The organism is Rania fehmarnensis, assembly GCF_056494185.1.
On sequence record NZ_CM151398.1, the window covers coordinates 5703385 to 5726375 of the forward strand.

Below are 22991 nucleotides of genomic sequence, written 5' to 3' on the forward strand. Positions count from 1 at the left end.
TGCTTGGTAATTCTAGATGTCGAACTGCAAATCTCAAATCTCAAATTTGAGATCGGCGGTCTTTAGAGCATGCCGAAGCAGGCGAAGTAACCGATGGCTGCGATCGTCATGGGGATACCATACGGCAGCAACAGCATGCGGCTCTTCCGCTCTTGAGCAATATCATACAGTTTATCGGCATCGCGAACGGTCTGAATCTCTTGCAGGATGGCTTGAGCTTGGGTGAAGTGTTTCATCCAATTGCCGGTAAGCGCGATCTGGCACAAGGCAATGACGCCGCCGACGATCGTGGTGATGGCGAAGATCCAAAGCGTATGTTCAATTCCGACGAAGGCTGCGATACCCGCTAACAGTTTAACGTCGCCGGCTCCCATGCCACCGATTAGGTGCAGGAAGAACAGACAAGCGAAACCGATGAAGGTAGCGAGCAAGCTGAGTCCCAGGCCGACAAAACCACCGACGGCGAAGCTGTAAATCCAGCCAGCGACGATCAGCGGGTAAGTGATTTTGTTGGGAACTTTCAGGTACAGACCGTCGATCACAGCGGCCACGACCAGGGTAATCGAAACGGCCCACATGACCCAATGCGTGGCCAGGTGATTCAGAGCGATATCGAGCGACATAATCCGTAATCCCGTGCTGAGTGTGCGATTTTTGTAGGAGGGGCAAACCGGTAGTTAGCGCAGGTTGCAAACCCAGATCAGCAAGGTTGCCGCCAGGGTACCGATGCAGCACAGCATCTCCCACAATCCAGTCAAGGACTCAATTGGCAACAAGTTCATTAGCATGATGGTTTAGTGCGCCATATAAGTGAAATTGGCGACCGACGGCCCAAACGCCGTCGATCGCTCAAATGTCGAACCACGTTTTCAACCGACCCATTGAAGGATCGTGTCGAAATTAGCCACCCAGTTGGTTGGCAACGTTGGTGAAGGTCGTGTTGGCACGGCTACCGATCGAGGTGATAGCGCCCAAGCAAACGACAACGATCAGAGCCAGCATCACAGCGTATTCAACTGCGGTTGGGCCGTCTTCCGACTTCAAGAAACGATTAAACTTTGCGGCAAAATTCTTCATGGCATCTCTCCGATTGAGGGCCGCCTTGCACAATGCAAGGCTACAGGAAACGAGAAACTACATACGCGGCAACCGCTACGGGTGATCACGCCATGACCACCCAAGCCATTACTCACGTAACGTGCCAATCGTCGGCGCCGGTGCACTCGCACCACATCTCGCCCCCGCATTGGCTTGGCACATGAAACCTAGGTCTAAAACCAAGTGTGTCAAACCAAAACAATCAGAAAAGAGGTGCGGATTAGCGAAATTCAATCAATCGCCAAATCCGTGCGGCTGACTATCCAGAATAGATGTCACAAGCGGTACGTAATTGTAGAGCAGCTGTCCTCAGCTGCTCAGCACCCTCTAACCAGTTTTCTTCCGACCAGTAGACTCGTGTTACAGGTTAGCGACTTGCCGGGTGCAGATTGTAGAGCAGCTCTCCTCAGCTGCTCAGCACCCTCTAACCAGTTTTCTTCCGACCAGTAGACTCGTGTTACAGGTTAGCGACTTGCCGGGTGCAAATTGTAGAGCAGCTGTCCTCAGCTGCTCGGAACCCTCTAACCAGTTTTCTTCCGACCAGTAGACTCGTGTTACAGGTTAGCGGCTTGCCGGGTGCAAATTGTAGAGCAGCTGTCCTCAGCTGCTCAGCACCCTCTAACCAGTTTTCTTCCGACCAGTAGACTCGTGTTACAGGTTAGCGACTTGCCGGGTGCAGATTGTAGAGCAGCTGTCCTCAGCTGCTCAGCACCCTCTAACCAGTTTTCTTCCGACCAGTAGACTCGCGTTACAGGTTAGCGACTTGCCGGGTGCAGATTGTAGAGCAGCTGTCCTCAGCTGCTCAGCACCCTCTAACCAGTTTTCTTCCGACCAGTAGACTCGCGTTACAGGTTAGCGACTTGCCGGGTGCAGATTGTAGAGCAGCTGTCCTCAGCTGCTCAGAACCCTCTAACCAGTTTTCTTCCGACCAGTCGACTCGTGTTACAGGTTAGCGACTTGCCGGGTGCAAATTGTAGAGCAGCTGTCCTCAGCTGCTCAGAACCCTCTAACCAGTTTTCTTCCGACCAGTCGACTCGTGTTACAGGTTAGCGACTTGCCGGGTGCAAATTGTAGAGCAGCTGTCCTCAGCTGCTCGGAACCCTCTAACCAGTTTTCTTCCGACCAGTCGACTCGTGTTACAGGTTAGCGACTTGCCGGGTGCAAATTGTAGAGCAGCTGTCCTCAGCTGCTCAGAACCCTCTAACCAGTTTTCTTCCGACCAGTCGACTCGTGTTACAGGTTAGCGACTTGCCGGGTGCAAATTGTAGAGCAGCTGTCCTCAGCTGCTCGGAACCCTCTAACCAGTTTTCTTCCGACCAGTAGACTCGTGTTACAGGTTAGCGGCTTGCCGGGTGCAAATTGTAGAGCAGCTGTCCTCAGCTGCTCAGCACCCTCTAACCAGTTTTCTTCCGACCAGTAGACTCGTGTTACAGGTTAGCGACTTGCCGGGTGCAGAGCGGCTGGGGACAGCCGCTCTACAACTGCCTAAGCATTCAGCTTGATCTCAGGACGGTCCGCTACGTTGACCCAGACGTGAACATGGGGCGAACCACGGAAGTGCCAGACGAACGAAGGACCTTCCAATCGCCAGTTGTCCCAAACCTTGTCGTTGCCGATATCAGCATCGGTAAAGAATGAAAGATAACACGCATCCAGACCGCCTTGGGCGCTGAGGCACTGAGAGGCTTCGGCGCGATCGTCTTGGCGGAACGGAGCCAGTAGCGCCTGCAGAGTCTTCTCCAGCTGCTCTCGTTGATCACGCGCCAGTTCGGTGATGGGCATACCAGTGAACGAACCGCTCTTGCCGCGGAAAGCGACTTCTTGTTCACGTGGCGTCTTGGGAACTTCGACCAGCTTGCGCTGCTTGCCATCCAACATCGAATAAATCTTGTTGGCTTCGAGCGCTTGGGACCAAAACACATTGCCGCTATGGTCAGCATCTTCATCCAAACCAGTTGGGTTGTGGCCATAGAAAATCGGGCCACCGAAGGCGACGCCTTCGGCCGAGTTACCATCGCAGCGCAAGGTCATGTGTCGACCGGTATACACGAACTCGAAATGTCCATCTCCCGGCTTGCCAAAGATCGCAAAACTTTGATCTTGACCAAAGCCACCGCAATCGTCTTCCAACTGCTTGTCAAATTTGGCGACCCAGTTCGGATCCAATATGCCTTCGAAAATCTTGCGCACGAGGTCGCGTTGTTCGGGCGTGTAGAAGTCGCTATTGACCGAAGGCTTGGTGATATTCCAGTTGTTAGCCACGCGCGTTCGTAACAATCCGCGCTTGGTTTCTTGATTGTTGTCGACGTAGTCCCAATCGAAGCAGACCGCACTCCGCTGCTCTTGGTTTAATTTTTCGTAGAGCACTTTGACCAGCGACTCAGGCGAACTCTTGCTTTCTTCGGCCCGCAGAGCCAGAGGTGCACAAGTCGTCGCGGCAGCTGCCAACGCACCACTTTTAAGAAAGTTTCTGCGAGCAATTCCGGCGGGGGACAAGTCGAGTGATGGACGATTCGTGGACATCTGCGAGTCTCCGTGAAGGTGGGTAATGGGGCGCAAGCTCCTGGCAGTATAACATGACCGACCACCCGCCGCGCCACTTCTGCCGCCCATCCAAACCGCGCACCTGTCGAGAGCAGAATTCGTCGATTGTTTCATTTGCAGGTAGGCGAAGAAATGCGGTCCTCGAAAGCCTTGACGGCTTCCGCTGGAATTGCTGGAAAGCCTTGACGGCTTCCGCTACCAAACTGCTTCATGGCAGAGATACTTGCTACTGCGGGGTGTGCTACCTTATGCTGATCGCGTGCTCAGCGCCACGAAACTCACAGCCCAATGATATTTAAGATGATGCAAGACTTTCCAAATTTCTTCCGCATTCGCCAGACGTTTGCACGGCCCCAAGTTCATGACATTGCGGACGCAGTCAAGCAGGCGTTAACCCAAGCAGGGTTGCCCGAAAAGATTCAGCCCGGTCAAACCGTAGCCATCACCGCCGGGAGCCGGGGTGTGGCCAATATCGCGACGATAACACGCAACTGCGTAGACTTCTGTAAGTCGCTAGGAGCTGTGCCGTTTGTTGTACCGGCGATGGGCAGTCACGGCGGTGCGACCGACGCAGGCCAAGCCGCCGTGCTAGCGCGTTATGGAATAAATCCTGAAACCATGGGTTGCGAGGTACGCAGCAGCATGCAAGTGGTCGAAGTTTGCCGCGCGGCCGAAGGATTTACAGTTCACTTCGATCGCCATGCCAGTACCGCCGATCATGTGCTAGTGGTCAACCGTGTCAAGTCGCACACTCGTTTCTGCGGACCGATTGAAAGCGGCCTGATGAAGATGATGCTGATCGGACTGGGCAAACAGCGCGGAGCGGAGGTCTACCATCGTGCGATCATGAATTACTCGTTCGATCAGATCGTGCGCTCCGTAGCTCGCGAGACAATCTCGCGCTGCCGGATTGTAGGTGGCCTGGCGATTCTCGAAAACGGTTACGAGGAAACGGCGGAACTGGTGGGTGTGCGGCCCACCGAGATTGAACAAGTCGAACCACAGCTTTTGAAACGTGTGCAGGCCTGGGCTCCAAAACTACCCATCGATCGACTGGAATTGCTCGTCATCGACGAGATCGGCAAAGAAGTCAGCGGTGCAGGTATGGATACCAATGTGATTGGTCGCAAGTTCAACGACCACAGCGCAATCGGAGATGAACAACCGAACATTCGCACGATCTATGTGCGTGGCCTGACTGAAACGACTCATGGAAACGCGACCGGCATAGGCATATCAGAAATGTGCCACAATCGCGTCGTGCGCGAGATGGATGTACAAGCTACGCGCATGAATTGCTTGACCGGTGGTCATATGACTGCTGCGATGACGCCCATCGATTTTCCAAGCGACCGCGAAGCGTTGAAAGCTGCCATGGGTCAAGCTGGTTTGCTGTCGCCGGAGAATGTGCCCGCGATGTGGATCAAGAACACGCTGCATATCGAAGAGCTAGAGTGTAGCCAGGTTCTGCTGCCCAAATTGCGCGAGCGCGAAGGCGTCGAAGTGCTGACCCCACCCAGAACGCTCAAGTTCGATGAGCATGGCGATTTGCTGTGCCCATAAACTTCGACGGTCGGTACTTATCACTTTCGATTATTAGCCCCCGGACGTTTGCTCATCAGGGCCGGAGTAGCGTTTGCAGGCACGCCCACTTCTAAGCGCACCGTCATTCCCGGCAGCAAGACCCAATGATCTTGCTGCTTGACATTTTGAATGCGCGAGTGCACACGGATTTCTCCTTGGCTGCTCAGCTTGGGATCATACGAAGTTACGCGACCGGTCAATTGAACCGGAGCGGTGCCGACGGCGCGCTGCGTACATTCAGCCCGAACTTCTAATCCGACGACGCGCCTCACGTCTATCTTTTCGATAGGTATCAAGCAATCTACTTGCAGGTTCTGCAGATCGGAAATGACCATTACCGGCTTGCCCGCTTCGACCCATTGGCCCGGTCGCGTGAGAACCGAAGTCACGATGCCATCGATCGGGGCCAAGATCTGGCGATTCGCCAGTCGCAAGCCCGCTGCTTGAACTGTGGCGGCCGCCAGTTCAGCTTGCAGCCCCGAGCGCTTCAATGCTCGTTCAGCCTGCTGCACCTGTACGCCGGCTTGCGCCACGGTTAGTTCCATTTGGCGAATTTCAATCTTGGCCACGCTATTGCTTATTTCTTGATGGCTCTCCAATTTGTCGATGGCATCTTTCTCTGCCAGCTTAGCCAGCTTGACGGGTCCGTCGTCGGCCGCCTGTTCGATAGCTGCGTTGTGTTGCAGCTTGGCAATCTTCAATTCCATGGCCGCCACCTCTTGTTCGAGGTTTGCCAATACCTGTCCACGCTGCACGGTGGCATTTTGCTGAACATCCACCTTGTCGAGTTGGCCAGTTTCTTTGGCCGGCACCTCGACAAAGTTCTCGAGCATCACGGGACAATCCTTGTACTCGATCCAAATGATATTGGATTGAGCCGATAGGCTCGTCGTCATCCAGCACAAGATGATCAAAATTGCAAAGTGTCGGGATTTCATAGTAAGCACTTGAATGTCGTCGTGTTCTCTTAAAGCAAACGCCACCAGGTAACGGCTTGGCGATAGGCATCGCGAACTAACAGCCAGCTCGCAAAGGTGCGCCCGCAAGCGATGGACGCGCGAGCCACCGCGCCATCGGTCTTCGTCGGCAGTTGATCGGCGCGGATCATCACGGTGCCCATGATGTTGGAGTTGCCGTCTGGATCTTTGACCAGTTGCTTGGATAGCTTGATCAAGCGTCCGGTTTGAACCTGTCCTGGATGACTGCTGAGCGAGAACTGAACATCCAAGCCGGCGGTGGCTGCGTTTAGGGCGTGCTCAATCCTGCCGACTTGTCGTTCAGGAATCGAGAGCTTTAGTTGCCAGGCAGAATTTGGAGCGCAAGAAGTTAATAACAATTGCCCGGCTGCCACGGGTCGACCTTGGAGTTTGTTGCGAGCATCCCACGTGGTTACCAATCCATCCCCTTTGGCCTGGATACGCAGTTGCTCCGATTGTTGCCGCAGAATATCCAGTTGCTGATGAATCGAACTAAGACTTAGGCGCGATTGTTCGATGCGAGCGCTCAGTTCTTCTTCAGTCGTGCGCCCGGATTGTTGGCCGCGCAGCACCGCAGCGCGATCCTGCTGTTGCTGCATGGTCAGACTGAGCAGTTGTCCCTCTAGTTCTTCCAACCTGGCTTGCAGTTGTGGGTCGACCAATTCGATTAGCGGTTCACCCTGTTTGACTTGCTGGTGACTGTCGACCAATACCCGCTCGACGGTCGCTGCACTGGGGGCATAGTAAAATTGTTTGTCTACCGCTTCCAGCACCGCGACGGTACTTAAGCTATCGGGCACGGGGAACAGCCCAAGCGAAACAATCAACAGCAGCGTCGACAGTCGAACCACCCAGCGCTCGCCGCGTTGCCACAGAGAACGAGCAGTGGTCTTTTGCCGTGAATGGTTAGTTGCCGAAGTGCGCAACAGCGGCGAGAAAGCTTGTGCGAGTTCGCTGGCACGACACTGCGCGGTCTGTTGGTCCAGTGAACCGGAGAATGCGAGGATGATCTGAACTTCATCGCCGCAGCCTGCCAGCGGCACCCGCAGCAGTTGCTCGCAGCCTAACAATTGACAGACTCTGGCCGCTCGATCATCGCTTTGGCTGTGCGACGCATTGCCAGCTGCGTTATCATCCGCGCGGTCCCTGCCCTGCCCTGGAATGACTTCAGTCGCCCACTGCATTTGTTGGGACTCTGCGCGACTGAGCGATGATATCCAGTGCTGGGCAGCTAATACAGTTTGACTGCGCGCATCAAAGTTATCGACATCGCTGATGGCACTGACCTGCCACCTGGTTGAGCGAAAGCCGGGAATCCAACTCGGTCGAGGCGTCAAGGCCAAAGCCAGATCGGCGGCGAGCATGTTAGCCCAAGTGCGCGTCACCACCTTTAAGCGATCAATCGTATTTCCAGCGGCTCCTGTGTGCGCTAGCGCCTCGCGCAGCGAACTCACATAAGCGGCGTCTCGAGTCAATTGACGAAGTTGACGTCGCCGCAAATGTTCGGCAACCAGGTCTGCCATCTGCGCTACGAAGCGCAAGTAACCACGTTGTGCCGCTGGTCCACCACTATGCGGCTGAATCACCTCCAGCAACGATTCGTAGCGCTCGAAGATTTTGATGGGCACAACCAGGAGCGACTGATCAAGTGGGTTGGCAGGCCGGTCAGCACCTAAGCGGGTGCTCTTGGGCGGAACCAAGACGGCCGAGCCTTCGTCGGCGATGCAACTGAGGATGCGGTAATGATGGGTGACTTCGCTGGTGGTATCAGGTGAGTCGTTCGCTTCGCCAGGTAGCAGCACGTTGGGCAGTTGATAGTGACCAGCCAAGGTCGGCGTGCCATCAGTGGAGATGTGCCACAAGGCAGCCGCGGTGGCGCCCATGGCGTTGCAGATGCGTGGCAGAGCGCCGCCCAGGAACTCTGGTAAGTCGACATCGCTAGAGGCGAGATTGGCGACCTCTGCAACCAGCGTACGAATTTCGAGCTTGGTTTGATTCAGCTGTGGTGAATCGAGCGAAGCCATACTGGCAGTGGTAGCCATAAACACATCGCTGGATGAGTTGGTTACACTGCTAGGGATGGCTGTTGCCATGAACTGATTACCTTATGCGCTGACTCGAACTGCGTGCACCCTGGTCAGTACATCCAAGCATGCATCGACAACTTCGTCGACTTGAATCGCATTCATCGCTACGGCTACTCCACGTCGTCGAGGCGCGCCGCGAGGCGGCATGACGATGCTTTGAACCACGCGATGATCGGCACCATAGGGTCCGCATTCATCGCCCCAGGTCGGTCCAAACAGTACGACCGAGGGCGTACCTACCGCAGCGGCCAGGTGAGCTGGGCCAGTATCGCTGCTGATCACGATCTCCGCTCGTCGCAGCCACTGGGCCAATTCGCGAAGCGTGGTGGGAGGCGCGAGAACTCCGGCCGGACCAAGAGCATGGACGATTTGTTCAGCCGCACTGCGCTCGGTATCACCCGACCATACAACCAACGATTTGAGGCCGCGCTGCTTGAAAAGCGCTTGACCTACTTCGGCAAAACGACTGGGTGACCAAATCTTAGTCGGCCAGCCCGCGCCCACGTTGATACAAACCCAAGGTTGTTTCAGTTGCAGATGCTCCAGATCGTTCAGGACGCGTTGATCTTCATCGGCATAGTTGGGCATGTTGAAATGCCCCGCGCCCCGAAGCGTATCGCGCCATGGCGCGAGCAGCTGACGATAAGTATCGACCATGTGACGATGCTGACGCGTGACGCGCAAGTTGTACAGCCATGGGGCAATTTCGCGGGCATGCGATCGATCAAAACCAATACGCAGCCGAGCACCGCTGAGCCAACCGAGCATGGCGCTTTTAGTCAATCCCTGAGGATCAAGGGCCAAATCAAATTTAGCAGCTTGCAGTTGTTGCCGCAGTTCACGCCACAATTGGGTTTGTTTCATCCATTTCTTGCTGATGCGAATCACGCTATCCACTGCCGGGTGTTTTTCGATCAAGGCCGCAGCCCCGCAGTCGACGATCCAGGTTAGATGCGACGTTGGCCACAGTCGCTTGATATCGACCGCCAACGGAACGCTGGCCAGGCAATCACCGATAGCGCTCAGCCGCGTCAATAAAATTCGCTGCGGGGCCGTGTCGAGCTCTCCACGCGATCGCATCCATGGACGCCGCCCTTGGCTGACTTCCGAGACGATTTGTTTCGCTTGCCTATCCATAGCCGATCCACCCGTGATCCAGTCCACAGTCGCCCCAGCTCTGCGAGTCGAGGCTCTTCGCGCCGGTAGCCTAGCCAATTTGCCCAACTTGAGCCAAGAGCGATTTATCCCAAGCCGCAGGGCGTTAGCGGTCAAACTAAACCGTAGGCGTTAGCCTCGGTTGGCAAACGTTCACGGCAACTAGAGGCAATAACCGGGGCTAACGCCCTGCGGTTTAGTTAGAAAAAGTGGCGGCGTCCTGCCGCCAGCTCCAAGCCATCCTGGCCGGCATACGTTTCCAGGACAATAGCAGTCAACAGCGATCCTGTGCTGTCCAGATTGACTGTCTACCGGGCTTTCCTTAGTCCAAATGCCATCCCTGCACCGGAAAGCGTCTTCGTAGGGGATACCAAGACGCAACCAGAAATCCTGAAACGCTGTTTAGCGGCAATTCCAAATCGCCGACGAAAAGACCGATGCTGAGACTGTTTTGTTTTAGAGGGGCGCAAAGCACTCGTTTCGCCTCACGACGAGTACACTGTAAGCCGTGAAGATACTGGCAAGCTGCTGCCAGTCAAGCGGGTTATTGACATTTTTTCCACAATTGGCAAGATGTCGCCCGATGCTCCACTCCTCACTTCAGCTTGGCGCAACTTTTCATGAGCGACTCATCGGAACTGACCGGCTTGGAGGCCAATCGACTGCATCTGCTGCTGACCGACGATGCCTGTCGACGATTGGGTATCTTCGCGATTCCACCGGATTTCAAGCTGTCGGTGGTCATACCCGTCTTCAATGAAGTCAACACAGTTCTGCAAGTCATTGAACGCGTTCGACGCACTGAGCTACCGCTGGAAATCATCCTGGTGGATGATGGTAGCATGGATGGCACGCGCGAGAAACTGGCCAGCTTGCCCGCTGCGGATGACATCAAGATTATTTTGCACGACCACAATCGCGGAAAAGGGGCTGCGCTACGCACAGGATTCCAAGCAGCCACCGGTGCAGCGATCGTCGTTCAAGATGCAGACTTGGAATACGACCCCGACGATTTTAGATTCTTGATTCAACCGATCGTCGAAGGCGAAGCCGATGTGGTCTACGGCACTCGCTACGGTCATCACGATCGCCAAGTGCCGCCACTGTGGCACGTCTGGGTGAATCGATTAATTACCCGCTTGACCAACATCCGCACGGGACTGTACCTAAGCGATGTCGAGACATGCTACAAAGTCGTCCGCCGCGATCTGCTGCAGCCTTTGGTGCCGGATTTGAAGGAGAATCGATTCGGCATCGAAATCGAACTGACCGTAAAACTGGCTAGACTCCGAGCCCGATTTTATGAACGACCCATCCGCTATCATCGGCGCAGTTATCACGAAGGCAAAAAGATTGGCTGGCGCGATGGCGTGCGGGCGCTCTATTGCATGATCAGGTATTAGCGTAGCCCGGACAATATCACGCACGCGCGTAGCGGAAGCCGTCAAGGCTTTCGTGCATCGGTAAGAAGATGACATGAAAGTGTCTCACCGACGCACTCGTCACCATTGCCAAGTTGCCAAGCGGTAGGCAATCAGTTGCCGCGTGTCCACCCTCTGGCGACAGTGGCTACGGCTCAGTACGCTTCGAAATGCTTGACGCATTCCGCTACATAGCAAGACAACAGCAAGCCGCCTAGTCCACACAAATTACCTGAATTACCCAGGCCACTTGTTGGGTATATTTCTCCATTTCAACTTGCCACAATACGCAGGCTCGCGAATGCCCGACGGGTCGAGCTTCTCATCTCAATTCAATATCCGAAATGGGCCAGTGATGATGGATGTGTCGGTGCGCAGGCTGCTTGCGGCTTGGTTTCTCGGATCTTTAATTAACGGCGCATGCTTGCCAGCCGCCGAACCCAAACGTAATGATTCTGGCAAGCCAGTGGCTAAAGAGCCGCGGTCGGCCATCCCCGAGCACATCCTCAAACAAGCACAGCAACTGGGCATCGCGAGTGAGGATGTATCGCTGCAAGGCGACCGCTGGGTAGGCTGCCGCCATGACGAAGCTAAAAGTTGTATTGTGCTAGGCGAAGCCAACTTAACGAAATCGGCCGATCGCCCAGTATCCACAACCCTGACGCTTACCTCTCGCGACGTGTTGCAGATCCATCAATACGGCAAGGAGGTTCGCTACTTGTCGGCAAACTCATCCGGCTCCCAGACAGCCAGTGATATCGGCAAATTGAAAGTGGCCAAGGTTCCTACTGCAGCAACGCCGCGTTTGCAGTTCGAGCTGAATCCGGGTGTGGCCGCGCGTGTTTCGGTGGTCGGCAAGTCGTCGCCAACGCAGGTGATCGATACGCTGCCTCGTTTCCAGCGCGAAGCCGAGGGTCTGGTGCGCACCAAGGACTACTCGTTGGTGCGCCAATATCTCGACTCGCACCCCCAGGAGTCTTTTATGGTGGTCGTGACCGTTCCGGCACACTGTGCCCCGTGTCGCCAGATGGATCAAGTGGTGCATGAAGCGTTCGCGCAGCCGACCGGTGCCGCTCCTAAGATGAAGACCTTTATTCTCGAGTATTTCAATTTTGCGGATGCCGAGCGCGAAGTGCTGGGTAGTGGCGCTATTTTTCCCACGACTTTGGTCTTCGACCCCCGCACGCAACCCCGGCAAACGATTGCCCGGGTGATTGGTGACCTGCACGGGGCTTCGCTGGAGGAGGTTGGCCGACCACTGCGGCAGAGGATTACCCGCGGCGTGCCTCATACGCTAACCCGGGGCCTACTGAGTCGCGAACTGTTGCAGTCGCTGCGGCCGTAAGCTCTTAGGTGCTACCACGTGGAAACGTCCAGTTCGGGATTGGGGCACAAACATTGTCCACGTGCTTACGCTTGAACATCGTGTGACTGTCGGTTATCTTCGGCTGACGCGCTCGGGTTAAGGGGAAAGTGGCCCAAACGCCCTTCCCACCGAATAATTGCGGATGTCTTAGCCGACATCTGCGTCACACCTAATGGAGCCTCCCACACGATGACTGCTCAAGCAGCTCCTGAAACCAATCTGGATGCAGCCGTAGCTGCGGCCAAGGCCAAGCTGGACCAAACGGCATATGAAACCGTTCAATGGCACTTTCACGAATCCACTGGATGTCCATTCTGGCTTGAAAAAAAGGCCTCGCTGAAATTTGATCCCCTTAAGGATATCAAGGTCTACGATGACTTGAAGAAATTTCCGGCCTTCGAAGATGAATGGCTCCGCGGCGGACCGGTGCGACGTTGGTTGCCCAAAGGCCTCGAAGGTCGCGCCGCTTATGTTTTCGAAACGGGCGGAACAACGGGCATCCCCAAGAGCCGCGTGGTCGTCGATGACTTTCGCATCGATTACGAACAATTCAGCTATACGTTGCCTGATGAATATTTTCCCAAGGGTTCCAATTGGCTGATGCTCGGTCCCTCCGGTCCGCGCCGATTGCGCTTGGCCGTTGAGCACCTGTGCCAGTTCCGAGGCGGTATCTGTTTTTGCATCGACCTCGATCCGCGCTGGGTGATCAAGCTGATCAAGAAGGGTTGGATGGAACATCTAGAAGAGTACAAGAAGCACTGCATCGATCAAGCCGTTACGATCTTGACTGCAGGCCATGATATCAAGTGTATGTTTGCGACCCCCAAACTACTGGAAGCGCTGGCTTATGGACTGGCCGAGAAGGGTACTTCGATTCAAGAGGTCGGCATCACTGGCATCTTCTCAGGTGGCACCGAGTTCACTCCGCAGTGGACACGATTCTGTGTCGAAGAGTTGCTTGGTGGAGCACCCGAGGAAAGCGGCGTTTACATGACGCCGACCTATGGCAATACGCTGATGGGGCTGGCATGCAGCAAGCCTGTGACTGCCGAAGACGATTACAAGATCAGCTACTACGCTCCGCAGCCCCGTGCAGCGGTTGAAATTGTCGACTTCAACGACGATTCGAAGGTGGTAGGCTACGGCGAAACCGGTCGCGTCAAACTGACGACGATGACCAAAGAGTTCTTCGTACCCGGGTTTCTTGAACGCGACGAAGGCGAACGCGAGCGACCATTCCTCAAGTATCCCTGGGACGGCGTCAGCGGCGTTCGCCCCTATCACGTCTTCGCAGCAACAACTACGGTAGGTGTATACTAAAGTCAGTTGTTATCGCCCGAACTATTTGTACTATCACTTGCTAGCAGCGTGCGCAAAAGTGCGCGCGAGCCGGCGGAGTTTGGGCGCTGATGTATTGGGTTGTGATTGATTCATTCTGGATTGGAGAGATAGCGTGCTGACGATTCCTGCTCTGCGTTGGGGTAAGCCTTACAAGTCGCTTGAAACGCAGGACATCTATCACTTCGATACGGGCGAGCCGATTGCCAAGCTGTCGACGGTCAACGGTGGCATGCTGCAGCTGGACATTCGCAAAGCAGCGGGGGCGCGAGCGGCGCTTAAGCAACTCTCTCCCAGCGATATGATCGAGCGCTGCAAACGCGCTGGAGAACTGTTCGAATCAGCCACCTTGCCGATCGGCGATGCCGCGCAAACCGTCGAAGATTTCATCCATCAACAGTCGGCCAGCACCGGCTTGCCGGAGCACATGTGCCGGCTGAACATGAAGAAGAACGCCTTTGTGCTGGCCAACATCGACAAGATCTTGGATGCGCTGACTCGAGGCATCGATCTGGATATCTTGTCGCGTGGTTATGGTGAGGAAGGTCGTGGCGTTACTGTCAGCTATCAAGTGCAGACTCCAGTGCTGGGTGCGGTGCTGCCCAACAATTCGCCTGGGGTGCATACGCTGTGGTTGCCGGCGGTGGCTCTACAAGTTGGCCTGCTGCTGAAGCCCGGTTCGCAAGAGCCTTGGACCCCGTATCGCATGGTCTCGGCCTTCATCGAAGCAGGCCTGCCACCGGAAGCCTTTGCCCTTTATCCCGGCGGCCACGACGTCGGCCAGGCGTTGCTGACGCGCTGCCCGCGTTCGATGATTTTCGGCAGCGCACAAACGGTGCAGCAATACCATGGCAATCCGAAAGTTCAAGCGCACGGACCAGGCTTTTCGAAGATCCTGATCGGCGACGATGTCGTTGATCGCTGGGAAGAGTTTCTGGATGTGATGGTCGAAAGCATCTTTTCCAACAGTGGTCGCAGCTGCGTCAATTGCTCGGGAGTGTGGGCGTCGCGACACACGGAAGCCATCGCCGAAGCACTTGCGGAACGACTGGGTGGCATCGATGTGTTGCCACCAACGGATCCCAACGCCGGCCTGGCCGCCTTTACCAATGCACAGATGGCTACTGGCACATGGGCACTGGTGCAGAAGGATCTGGCCGAAGCTGGCGTAACCGATTGCACCGCCAAATTTGGACCGCGACTAGTCGAAAAGGAACGTTGTGCCTACTTGCGTCCGGTAATTGTGCACGCAGATTCGGCCGATCGAGCCGTGGCCACCAAGGAATACATGTTCCCGTTCTGCCCAGTCGTGCGCTGTTCGCAGAAGGACATGCTGTCCAAGATTGGTTCGACTCTGGTCTGCACAGCCTTGACCGAAGATGAAAACTGGATCACGCAATTAACAGATTGCATTGAGATCGATCGACTGAACGTCGGTCCCGTTCCGACCAATCGTCTGAATTGGTTGCAACCGCACGAAGGCAATCTGATCGATTTCCTCTTCCGATCCCGGGCGTACCAGATTGCACCCATGCCCGCCGTAGTATAGGCCTGGCTGGCTCGGTTAACGCCATTGCTTGCGATGACACAGGTTCCTTACGCTCCCGCTTTTAATTGGGTAAAATGCGGGCTATGGAACAGAAGTACATCGAGGTTCGTGGGGCTAGGGAACATAATCTTCGAGATGTTAACGTTGTATTGCCGCGCAACCAACTGATCGTCTTCACCGGCGTTAGCGGGAGTGGCAAGAGTTCGTTGGCGTTTGATACGCTGTATGCCGAAGGGCAGCGGCGATACTTGGAGAGTTTGTCCAGCTACGCTCGGCAGTTTATTGGACAACTTCCCAAGCCCAATGTTGACTACATCTCCGGCCTCTCGCCGGCGGTATCGATCTCACAGAAGTCGACTTCGTCCAATCCGCGCAGCACGGTCGGTACGATCACGGAGATCTACGATTTCCTACGCGTGTTGATGGCTCGCGTGGGCACAGGTTTTTGTCCCAAGTGCCAGGTTCCGATCACCTCGCAAACACGTGATCAGATCGTGGCCAAAATCCAATCGTTGACTGATGCGGAAGAGTATTTGGTGCTGGCGCCGCTGATTCGCGGTCAAAAAGGTGAATACAAAGACCTGTTCGAGAGCCTGAGGCGGCAAGGTTATGCGCGCGCTCGGGTCGATGGCCAGATCATCATGATCTCGGATCCACCGCAATTGGGTCGACAACTCAAACATACGATCGAAGTGGTCGTCGCCCGGATTTCGGTGGCCACTTCTTCTTACAGCACAATTGTCGATGCAGTCAGCGAAGCTCTTAAACTGGGCGAAAACACGCTGATCGTCATCCCGTTCAATGAAGCTCGTAGTGCCCAAGCCAACACTAATGGCGAATCAGCCGCACCGCGACGGCAAGCGCGTCGCGCACGCGAGGCGGCCGATGAACTGGTGATGTCCTCCGAATACGCTTGTCCCACCTGCTCTACCTCGTTCACACCGCCTTCGCCGCAGCTACTCAGCTTCAATAGTCCGCAGGGCATGTGCCTTAGTTGTGAAGGCCTGGGTCGTCAGTTCACCTTTGTACCCGATCTCTTGATTCCGGAACCCACAAAGTCGATTCGCCGTGGTGCCATCGAATTGTTGGGTTCGTGGAATGACATGACGCGCTGGCAGCGCACACAGATGCTAGGCGTGGCTGCCTTTATCGAACAAGATTTTCAGTTGCCATCCAGTTCGTCGCTAACCACGCCTTGGAAGGAATTGCCTGAAGCAGTGCAGCACCTGTGGCTGCATGGACTGGGCGATCGCCACATCAGCTTCACCTGGCGTAGCGGTAGCAAGCCGATCAAATATGGCGGCACCTTCAAGGGTGTCATCGAACAACTGTTAGAACAATATCGCAACACAGCTAGTACGCTGGGGCAAAAGCGTTTCGAAAAATACATGGAAACGCGACATTGCCGCGCCTGTGATGGTCAGCGGCTCAATCCGCAAGCGCGAAATATCAAGTTGCGATCCGCCGATGTTCGCAAAGGCACAAGAAGCTCTCAAGCCAACTGGCAAGCACTGCCGCAAATTTGCGACCTGCCAATCGATCACGCCTTGGCATTTCTCAGCCAGCTGCAATTGAACGAGATCGAACTGAAGATCGCTACCGAAGCGCTGCGCGAGATCACCAGCCGCTTGAAGTTTCTGCTGGACGTAGGCCTGGATTATCTCTCGCTCAATCGCCCCGCGCCTTCGCTCAGTGGCGGCGAAGCCCAGCGTATCCGCCTGGCCAGCCAGATTGGGGCGGGCTTGGTGGGTGTGCTCTATGTGCTCGATGAACCCTCGATTGGTTTGCATCCACGCGACAACGATCGCCTGATCGGTTCGCTGAAGTCCTTGCGCGATCAAGGCAACAGCTTAATCGTGGTCGAGCATGATGAAGACACGATGCGCGAAGCCGATCTGATTCTGGACTTTGGTCCGGGCCCCGGAGTACGCGGCGGCGAACTGGTCGCACAAGGTTCGCTGAGCGATTTAGCCAGTGTCAAAGCCAGTGTCACTGGTCAATTTTTGTCGGGCCAGGAAACAATTCCAATTCCCGAAGCTCGCCGCGCAGGCAATGGCCAGCACTTGGTCATTCGCGGAGCGACGCACAACAATCTCAAGAATGTTACCGTCAGCCTGCCACTGGGCAAACTAGTGTGTGTTACGGGAGTAAGCGGTTCGGGCAAGAGTTCCTTGGTGGGCGATATCTTGGTGCCGGCTCTGCGTCGGCAATTGCACGCGGGCGAAGAAGTCCCAGGTCGTCACCAGCGCATCGATGGCATCCAGCACTTGGACAAGATGATCGATATCGATCAATCACCCATTGGTCGCACGCCGCGCAGCAACCCTGCCACCTACGTCAAGGTGTTCGACGTCATTCGCAATATTTATGCTGAATTGTCAGAGTCGAAACGACGTGGCTATGAACCGGGGCGTTTTAGCTTCAACGTAGCGGGCGGACGTTGCGAAGCTTGCGAAGGCAACGGCTCGACCAAGTTGGAGATGGATTTTCTGTCGGACCTGTGGATAGGCTGCACCGTGTGCGAAGGCCGCCGGTATAACCACGAAACGTTGCAAGTGCTGTTCAAAGGCAAGTCGATTGCCGAAGTTCTAGAGATGGATGTGCAGCAAGCGCTCGAACTGTTTGAGAACGTGCCCCGCATTGCCGAGAAACTGCAAACGTTGCATGATGTCGGGCTGGACTATATCAAACTCGGGCAACCCTCACCGACGCTCTCCGGTGGTGAAGCCCAGCGCGTCAAGCTGGCCAAAGAATTGTCACGCCGCGATACTGGTCGCACTCTGTACTTGTTGGACGAACCTACCACTGGGCTGCACTTTCACGATATTCGTTTGCTGCTGAAAGTGCTACAGGACCTGGTCGATCGCGGCAACAGCGTACTGGTGATCGAACACAACCTCGACATCATCAAAGCGGCCGACTGGGTGATCGATCTAGGACCCGAAGGTGGCTCCGGCGGTGGCGAAGTGGTCTTTGCCGGTACGCCAGAAGAGATGATGCGCGAGCCGGCTTCGCATACCGGCAACTCGCTGCAGAAACACCTGGCCATGCAACCGGTGGCTGCCAACAAGAAACGTTCGGCTAGCGCGAAAACCAAGACGAAAGTAGCCCGTGCCGCTTCGATGCCTTCGCCGGTATTGAAGATCCAAGGCGCTATGCAGCACAATCTCAAGCATGTCTCGCTGGAGTTGGAACACAATACTCTCAATGTCTTCTGCGGTCCCAGCGGCAGCGGCAAGAGTTCGCTGGCCATGGACACGATCTATGCCGAAGGCCAACGGCGGTACGTCGAGAGTTTATCATCGTACGCCAGGCAGTTTGTGGGCCAGATGCCCAAACCGCCGATCGACCGCATCGAAGGCTTAGCGCCTTCGATCGCCATTGAACAGAAGAGTGTCGCCCACAATCCACGCTCGACCGTGGGAACGGTCACGGAGATCTACGATTATTTGCGCGTCTTGATGGCCCGCCTAGGGGTACCGCATTGCCCACAGTGCGATATTCCTGTCAGCACGCAAACGGCTCAAGAAGTTGCAGCCAACATCATGAAGTACCCGTCGGGTACACGTTTGATGCTGACGGCCCCGATTGCGTGGCGACCGGATCAAGCGCCAACCGAACTCTGGCAAGAGTTGCGCATGAGTGGATTGGCTCGCATTCGCTTGGGTGGCAAAACGTATTCGCTCGAGCAACCGCCGCGACTGGCCAGCAATGCCAGTGACGATTTGCAAGTCGTGATCGACCGCGTAGTAGTTACCAAAGAGAATCGAGCTCGCATCGCAGAGAGCGTCGAACAGGCGCTCTCGCGCGGGCAGGGCGTAATGTTTACTGTCGAGCATGATGAATCCCAAGATGAATCACAATGGACCACAGTGCGCCATAGTCAACACCTGGCATGCCGACAATGTGGTCGCAGTCTCGCCACGTTGACTCCGCATTCGTTTTCATTCAACACGCAACTGGGTTGGTGTACTGCGTGCGAAGGCCTGGGAACGCAAACCGGTGCCGATCCAAGTTTGGTCGTCGACATGGGTCGTACCTTGCTGGACGGTGGCCTGCGACTCTTCCCTGCGGGCGTCAAAGAGATTGCGTTCGAAATGCTGTCGGCGCTGGCAAAAGCAACCGGTATGCCGCTCGATCAGCCGATCGGCAAATTCACAGGCAGCATTCGTCGCGCGCTTTTCTATGGCACCGCCGATCGTTGGTATCGCATCGAAGGCGGTTCCCAGGCCGGCCTGGCATTTCAATGGAAAGGCTTGATGCCGGCGCTCGAAGAAGCAACTCACCTGAACGCATCGGTGCGTTCGGCCGTGGGTCCACTGCGAAACGATGTGGAATGTTCTGAATGCGAAGGTAGCCGTTTGACGCAAGACCCGGCCGCGGCCCGCTTTCGTGGTTTGACGATGGGAGACATCGTCCGTCAATCTCTGGGCGAACTGCATAAAACGTTCAGCGATTGGAAACTGGATGCGCGCGAGCAGAGCATTGCTGGTGAAGTGCTCGCGCAGATCATCGCGCGCACGGAATTCTTGCTGGATGTGGGGCTGGAATACCTATCGCTGTCCCGCGCCGCCAATTCGCTCAGCGGTGGTGAATCGCAACGCATTCGCCTGGCCAGCCAACTGGGCAGCGGCTTATGTGGCGTCATGTATGTGCTTGACGAACCCACGATTGGCCTGCACCCCCGTGACAATGCACGCTTGCTCAGTGCGTTGACCAAACTGCGCAATCTTGGCAACACGCTGATCGTGGTCGAGCACGATCGCGAAATCATCGCAGGTAGCGATGTATTATGTGACTTCGGTCCTGGCGCTGGTCGACATGGCGGTCAATTGGTGGCCCAAGGCTCGCCCAAACAAATTGCCGCCAACAAGCAGAGCGTGACTGGCCCGTACCTGAGCGGCAAAGCATCGATACCAATCCCCAGCAATCGTCGCTCCCCCAGTGGTGCGCAGTTGAAGCTACGCGGGGCTCGTATCAATACGCTATGCGATCTGGATGCTGATTTCCCACTGGGCACACTGACGGTCGTCACTGGGCCTAGCGGCAGTGGCAAGAGTTCGCTGATCAACGATGTTCTCTATCCCGCGCTGCAGCGTCGATTTGCAGCCGCCAGCAGTTCGAAGAATTTCCGGTCGCTGGAAGGCGCGGCCAACCTGAATAAATTCATTCGAGTGGACCAATCACCACTGGGCTCCAATCCCAGTAGTACTCCCGCGACCTATACGGGCGTATTCGATTTGATTCGGCAGCTGTATGCTCAATTGCCGCTTTCTCGTGCCCGAGGCTTTACCTCTCGGCAGTTTTCGTTCAATGTTCCCGGTGGACGCTGCGAGAAATGTGAAGGCTATGGACAATTGCGTATCGAAATGCACTTCTTGCCTGACGTATGGGTTGAGTGCGATAGTTGTCACGGCCGACGGTACACCGAAGATACTTTATCTATAAAGTATCATGATTTTTCGATTCATGATGTCTTGCAAATGCAAGCCGGCAAGGCACTAGAAGTCTTTAGTAACATTCCCAAGATTCGACGCATCCTGCAAACCTTGGTTGATGTAGGCTTGGACTATGTAGCCCTCGGGCAATCAGCTCCGACGCTGTCCGGTGGCGAAGCCCAGCGCGTCAAGTTGGCAGCCGAATTGGCTCGACCCGATACTGGTCAAACTCTCTATCTGCTCGATGAGCCAACTACGGGGTTGCACTTCAGCGATGTAGGCAAACTGTTGTTGGTGCTACATCGCCTGGTTGACTTGGGCAACACAGTCATTGTCATTGAACACAATCTGGACGTGATCAAATCGGCGGACTGGGTTATCGACATGGGACCAGAAGCAGGCTGGCAGGGCGGCAAGATTGTCGTGGCTGGTACGCCCGAACAAGTGGTGGAACACGTGCAAGCCGAACGCAGCTCCTTCTCAGAAACTCCGCGTGGTTCAACCCCGAAGCGCAAGGGTCGGGCTACGCCGGCCGCGGCGATTGAGCAAGAATTGAATCCGCGAATCACCGGACGCGAGAATGGCCAGTTACTGCGCAGCTATACCGGCGAAGCGCTGGCGGCAGTGTTGAAGCAAGGTCCGTATGTTGAACGAAGCGTGTTCGATCAAGCGGCATACTTGAAGGCCCAAGCCGGCGACCTGGCACTGGAGGATATCGGGCGCAGCACTTCGCTACCCTGGCAACTGGATGGACGTCGCTGGCACACGCAGCAAAGTCCCTCACGTCAAGGCGGCCAGATCCACTGGGAACGGGCAGCACTCGCGAAAGTGATCGACGTCATCGAAGCCCATGGCGGCTTTGCACCCACGAATTGGAATAGTCGCAGCATTGTCGAAGTCACCGGACCGGTTAAATCACATGGCTGGTTCTTGCATGCCATCACCGCCGAAGCATGGCTGCTGGCACTCAAGTTCCGAGTGCCGCGACGTGCGTTTAGCAAGCAGCATCTACTGGAAGTGGTCAGTCTGCCCACGTTAAACGAAATGAGTGAAATTCAACTCTATAGCAACCGGCCGCGCGTCTCGGCTCAACAAACCGGGGAGTGGATGGAACTAGAGTTGGAAGTCTATCGCCTGTCTGAAATCGATACACCCAAATTCTGGCGTTGGCTGGACGAGGCCATGCCGGCGTTTCTTAAGAGCGTCGGCATCGAGACTGCCGCTATCTTGAGTGGTCCGACGGTCGCTTCGCCAGCAATGATCGAAGAAGCCATGCCCTGGAAGCAACTGGGGCGACGTTGGCACGAGCTGCGACGTGGTTTTCCTCAAGGTAGCCAAGTTGACTGGCCCGCGGATACTTTGACTAACTTGGTTGAAACGGTAGAAGCGATCGACCCGAGTGGCACATGGATTTGGGACCAACGCGATGTTGTTAGTCGCCAGCTGGCCACTGGCGTTCCATGGTTGACACTCTACACCAAGCAACCTGACGGACTGAGAGCGGTTCTATCGCGGTCCAATACACCACGTGTGCGCATCGATTCATTTGATGACATTGCCAAGCCAACGACTCTGGAGGTGGTGCCTGCAGGTGAGGTGATCGAGTTCAAGTTTCTGTTCAAGTCGCTTGAAGACGTCGGCGACAAACGTGTGCACACCTGCATGAAGTTTGTCTACGACAGTCTACCCAAACGAAAAGCCGCCAAGAAGAAATTAGTGGATCCCGCCGCTACGACTGCCAAAGGTGCGAGCTGAACGGAAAGGGATCAATCTTGCCTTTCGCGGAGCGAAAGGAGACAGATGAATTAAAACTTGATCGATAACTTCAGGCCATGCGTCAAATGCCAATAGTGTTCTTGGTGCGTGTTGTAGACCAGCAAGTTAACGTAAGTCTTGCCGCCTTCAGTTTGCGTTGAGAGGACTTTGCCTTCGAAGGCTTCGCCGTCAAGATAGGCCAGGATCGGTTGATCGTCGGCGACCTTGACCGAGGCTGGTACCACACAGCTGGTGTAGACATTTTCCAAGAAGCGACATTCGATCAACGGTGCACCTTTCTCGACATGGTCGCCGGGCGAGACGAGCAGCTTGGTAACTGCCCCGGCAAAGTCGGTGTGGGCTCGACCGAATTCGGGGCGCACATTCTTGGCGGGCTGGAGGCTGACGGCCAGCTCATCCCACAAAAATGCCTGACCCTCGCGAAGATTGATCTTGGTTACTTCGCCCTCGGCGCGAGCATAGATGATCTTGGTCTTGAGCTGAGTGGGATACGAGGTAAACGTTTGCGCCGTCGCGCTGGCAGAAAACGCGACGAAGAGGGCCAGTGCCCATAGGCTGTGACGAGCGAACATCAGAACTACTCCGGGGGGGTGCATCATGTTGGTGAGTTGTGCAGGCATCTGCCGACTACGTGGCTGGACACCTTTGGTCACTCAAT

The 22991-nt window shown here is 55.5% G+C and carries 13 protein-coding genes; 6 read left to right on the forward strand and 7 right to left on the reverse strand.

From position 1 onward, the window contains the following. Positions 1 to 62: 62 nt before the first annotated feature. From SH573x_RS19475 to SH573x_RS19485, 3 genes are all read right to left on the reverse strand, one after another. Complete coding sequence (locus SH573x_RS19475; RefSeq protein ID WP_479349388.1) at positions 63 to 623, reverse strand: A24 family peptidase; 561 nt, start codon at positions 621 to 623, stop codon at positions 63 to 65. Positions 624 to 900: 277 nt separating this feature from the next. Continuing rightward, positions 901 to 1077 (reverse strand): Flp family type IVb pilin, encoded by a 177-nt coding sequence (locus tag SH573x_RS19480; protein ID WP_479349389.1) that lies wholly within the window; start codon positions 1075 to 1077, stop codon positions 901 to 903. 1506 nt (positions 1078 to 2583) lie between these two features. Continuing rightward, a complete protein-coding gene (locus SH573x_RS19485) occupies positions 2584 to 3621 on the reverse strand; it encodes a DUF3500 domain-containing protein (RefSeq protein WP_479349390.1) in 1038 nt (345 codons plus the stop codon). Positions 3622 to 3942: 321 nt separating this feature from the next. Between SH573x_RS19485 and SH573x_RS19490 the strand changes: the two genes are divergently transcribed. Next, a complete protein-coding gene (locus SH573x_RS19490; protein WP_479349391.1) occupies positions 3943 to 5205 on the forward strand; it encodes a nickel pincer cofactor-dependent isomerase, group 22 in 1263 nt (420 codons plus the stop codon). A gap of 20 nt (positions 5206 to 5225) precedes the next feature. Here the strand turns inward: SH573x_RS19490 and SH573x_RS19495 are convergent, their stop codons facing one another. The 3 genes from SH573x_RS19495 to SH573x_RS19505 are packed head-to-tail and all read right to left on the reverse strand — an operon-like array spanning position 5226 to position 9427. Continuing rightward, positions 5226 to 6164 carry an efflux RND transporter periplasmic adaptor subunit gene (locus SH573x_RS19495; protein WP_479349392.1) on the reverse strand — a complete coding sequence of 313 codons (939 nt, stop codon included), beginning with the start codon at positions 6162 to 6164 and terminating at the stop codon, positions 5226 to 5228. Positions 6165 to 6193: 29 nt separating this feature from the next. Beyond that, on the reverse strand, positions 6194 to 8296 hold the full coding sequence (locus SH573x_RS19500; protein WP_479349393.1) for an efflux RND transporter periplasmic adaptor subunit: 2103 nt from the start codon (positions 8294 to 8296) through the stop codon (positions 6194 to 6196). Positions 8297 to 8308: 12 nt separating this feature from the next. Continuing rightward, positions 8309 to 9427: a glycosyltransferase family 9 protein gene (locus tag SH573x_RS19505; RefSeq protein ID WP_479349394.1), complete on the reverse strand. Its 1119-nt coding sequence runs from the start codon at positions 9425 to 9427 to the stop codon at positions 8309 to 8311. A gap of 638 nt (positions 9428 to 10065) precedes the next feature. On the opposite strand from SH573x_RS19505, the gene SH573x_RS19510 reads away from it, so the two are divergent. The 5 genes from SH573x_RS19510 (at position 10066) to uvrA (ending at position 22312) form a co-directional block, all read left to right on the forward strand. Next, positions 10066 to 10848 carry a glycosyltransferase family 2 protein gene (locus SH573x_RS19510; RefSeq protein WP_479349395.1) on the forward strand — a complete coding sequence of 261 codons (783 nt, stop codon included), beginning with the start codon at positions 10066 to 10068 and terminating at the stop codon, positions 10846 to 10848. A 271-nt stretch (positions 10849 to 11119) separates the two neighbouring features. Continuing rightward, positions 11120 to 12211 carry a TlpA family protein disulfide reductase gene (locus SH573x_RS19515; RefSeq protein WP_479349396.1) on the forward strand — a complete coding sequence of 364 codons (1092 nt, stop codon included), beginning with the start codon at positions 11120 to 11122 and terminating at the stop codon, positions 12209 to 12211. Between the two features lie 210 nt (positions 12212 to 12421). Next, positions 12422 to 13552: an acyl-CoA synthetase family protein gene (locus tag SH573x_RS19520; protein ID WP_479349397.1), complete on the forward strand. Its 1131-nt coding sequence runs from the start codon at positions 12422 to 12424 to the stop codon at positions 13550 to 13552. 133 nt (positions 13553 to 13685) lie between these two features. Further along, the gene (locus tag SH573x_RS19525) at positions 13686 to 15119 is read left to right on the forward strand and encodes an aldehyde dehydrogenase family protein (RefSeq protein WP_479349398.1); all 1434 of its coding nucleotides are present in this window, start codon (positions 13686 to 13688) and stop codon (positions 15117 to 15119) included. 83 nt (positions 15120 to 15202) lie between these two features. Continuing rightward, the gene (uvrA, locus tag SH573x_RS19530; protein WP_479349399.1) at positions 15203 to 22312 is read left to right on the forward strand and encodes an excinuclease ABC subunit UvrA; all 7110 of its coding nucleotides are present in this window, start codon (positions 15203 to 15205) and stop codon (positions 22310 to 22312) included. Between the two features lie 50 nt (positions 22313 to 22362). Here the strand turns inward: uvrA and SH573x_RS19535 are convergent, their stop codons facing one another. Further along, positions 22363 to 22905: a hypothetical protein gene (locus SH573x_RS19535; protein WP_479349400.1), complete on the reverse strand. Its 543-nt coding sequence runs from the start codon at positions 22903 to 22905 to the stop codon at positions 22363 to 22365. Positions 22906 to 22991: the final 86 nt, after the last annotated feature.

Excerpts from the sequence above, each read along its gene's own strand:
- SH573x_RS19490 (WP_479349391.1), top strand. The coding sequence starts at position 3,943 with ATGATGCAAGACTTTCCAAATTTCTTCCGCATTCGCCAGACGTTTGCA.
- SH573x_RS19480 (WP_479349389.1), bottom strand. The coding sequence starts at position 1,077 with ATGAAGAATTTTGCCGCAAAGTTTAATCGTTTCTTGAAGTCGGAAGAC.
- SH573x_RS19510 (WP_479349395.1), top strand. The coding sequence starts at position 10,066 with ATGAGCGACTCATCGGAACTGACCGGCTTGGAGGCCAATCGACTGCAT.
- SH573x_RS19485 (WP_479349390.1), bottom strand. The coding sequence starts at position 3,621 with ATGTCCACGAATCGTCCATCACTCGACTTGTCCCCCGCCGGAATTGCT.
- SH573x_RS19535 (WP_479349400.1), bottom strand. The coding sequence starts at position 22,905 with ATGTTCGCTCGTCACAGCCTATGGGCACTGGCCCTCTTCGTCGCGTTT.
- SH573x_RS19475 (WP_479349388.1), bottom strand. The coding sequence starts at position 623 with ATGTCGCTCGATATCGCTCTGAATCACCTGGCCACGCATTGGGTCATG.
- uvrA (WP_479349399.1), top strand. The coding sequence starts at position 15,203 with ATGGAACAGAAGTACATCGAGGTTCGTGGGGCTAGGGAACATAATCTT.
- SH573x_RS19495 (WP_479349392.1), bottom strand. The coding sequence starts at position 6,164 with ATGAAATCCCGACACTTTGCAATTTTGATCATCTTGTGCTGGATGACG.
- SH573x_RS19500 (WP_479349393.1), bottom strand. The coding sequence starts at position 8,296 with ATGGCAACAGCCATCCCTAGCAGTGTAACCAACTCATCCAGCGATGTG.
- SH573x_RS19520 (WP_479349397.1), top strand. The coding sequence starts at position 12,422 with ATGACTGCTCAAGCAGCTCCTGAAACCAATCTGGATGCAGCCGTAGCT.
- SH573x_RS19505 (WP_479349394.1), bottom strand. The coding sequence starts at position 9,427 with ATGGATAGGCAAGCGAAACAAATCGTCTCGGAAGTCAGCCAAGGGCGG.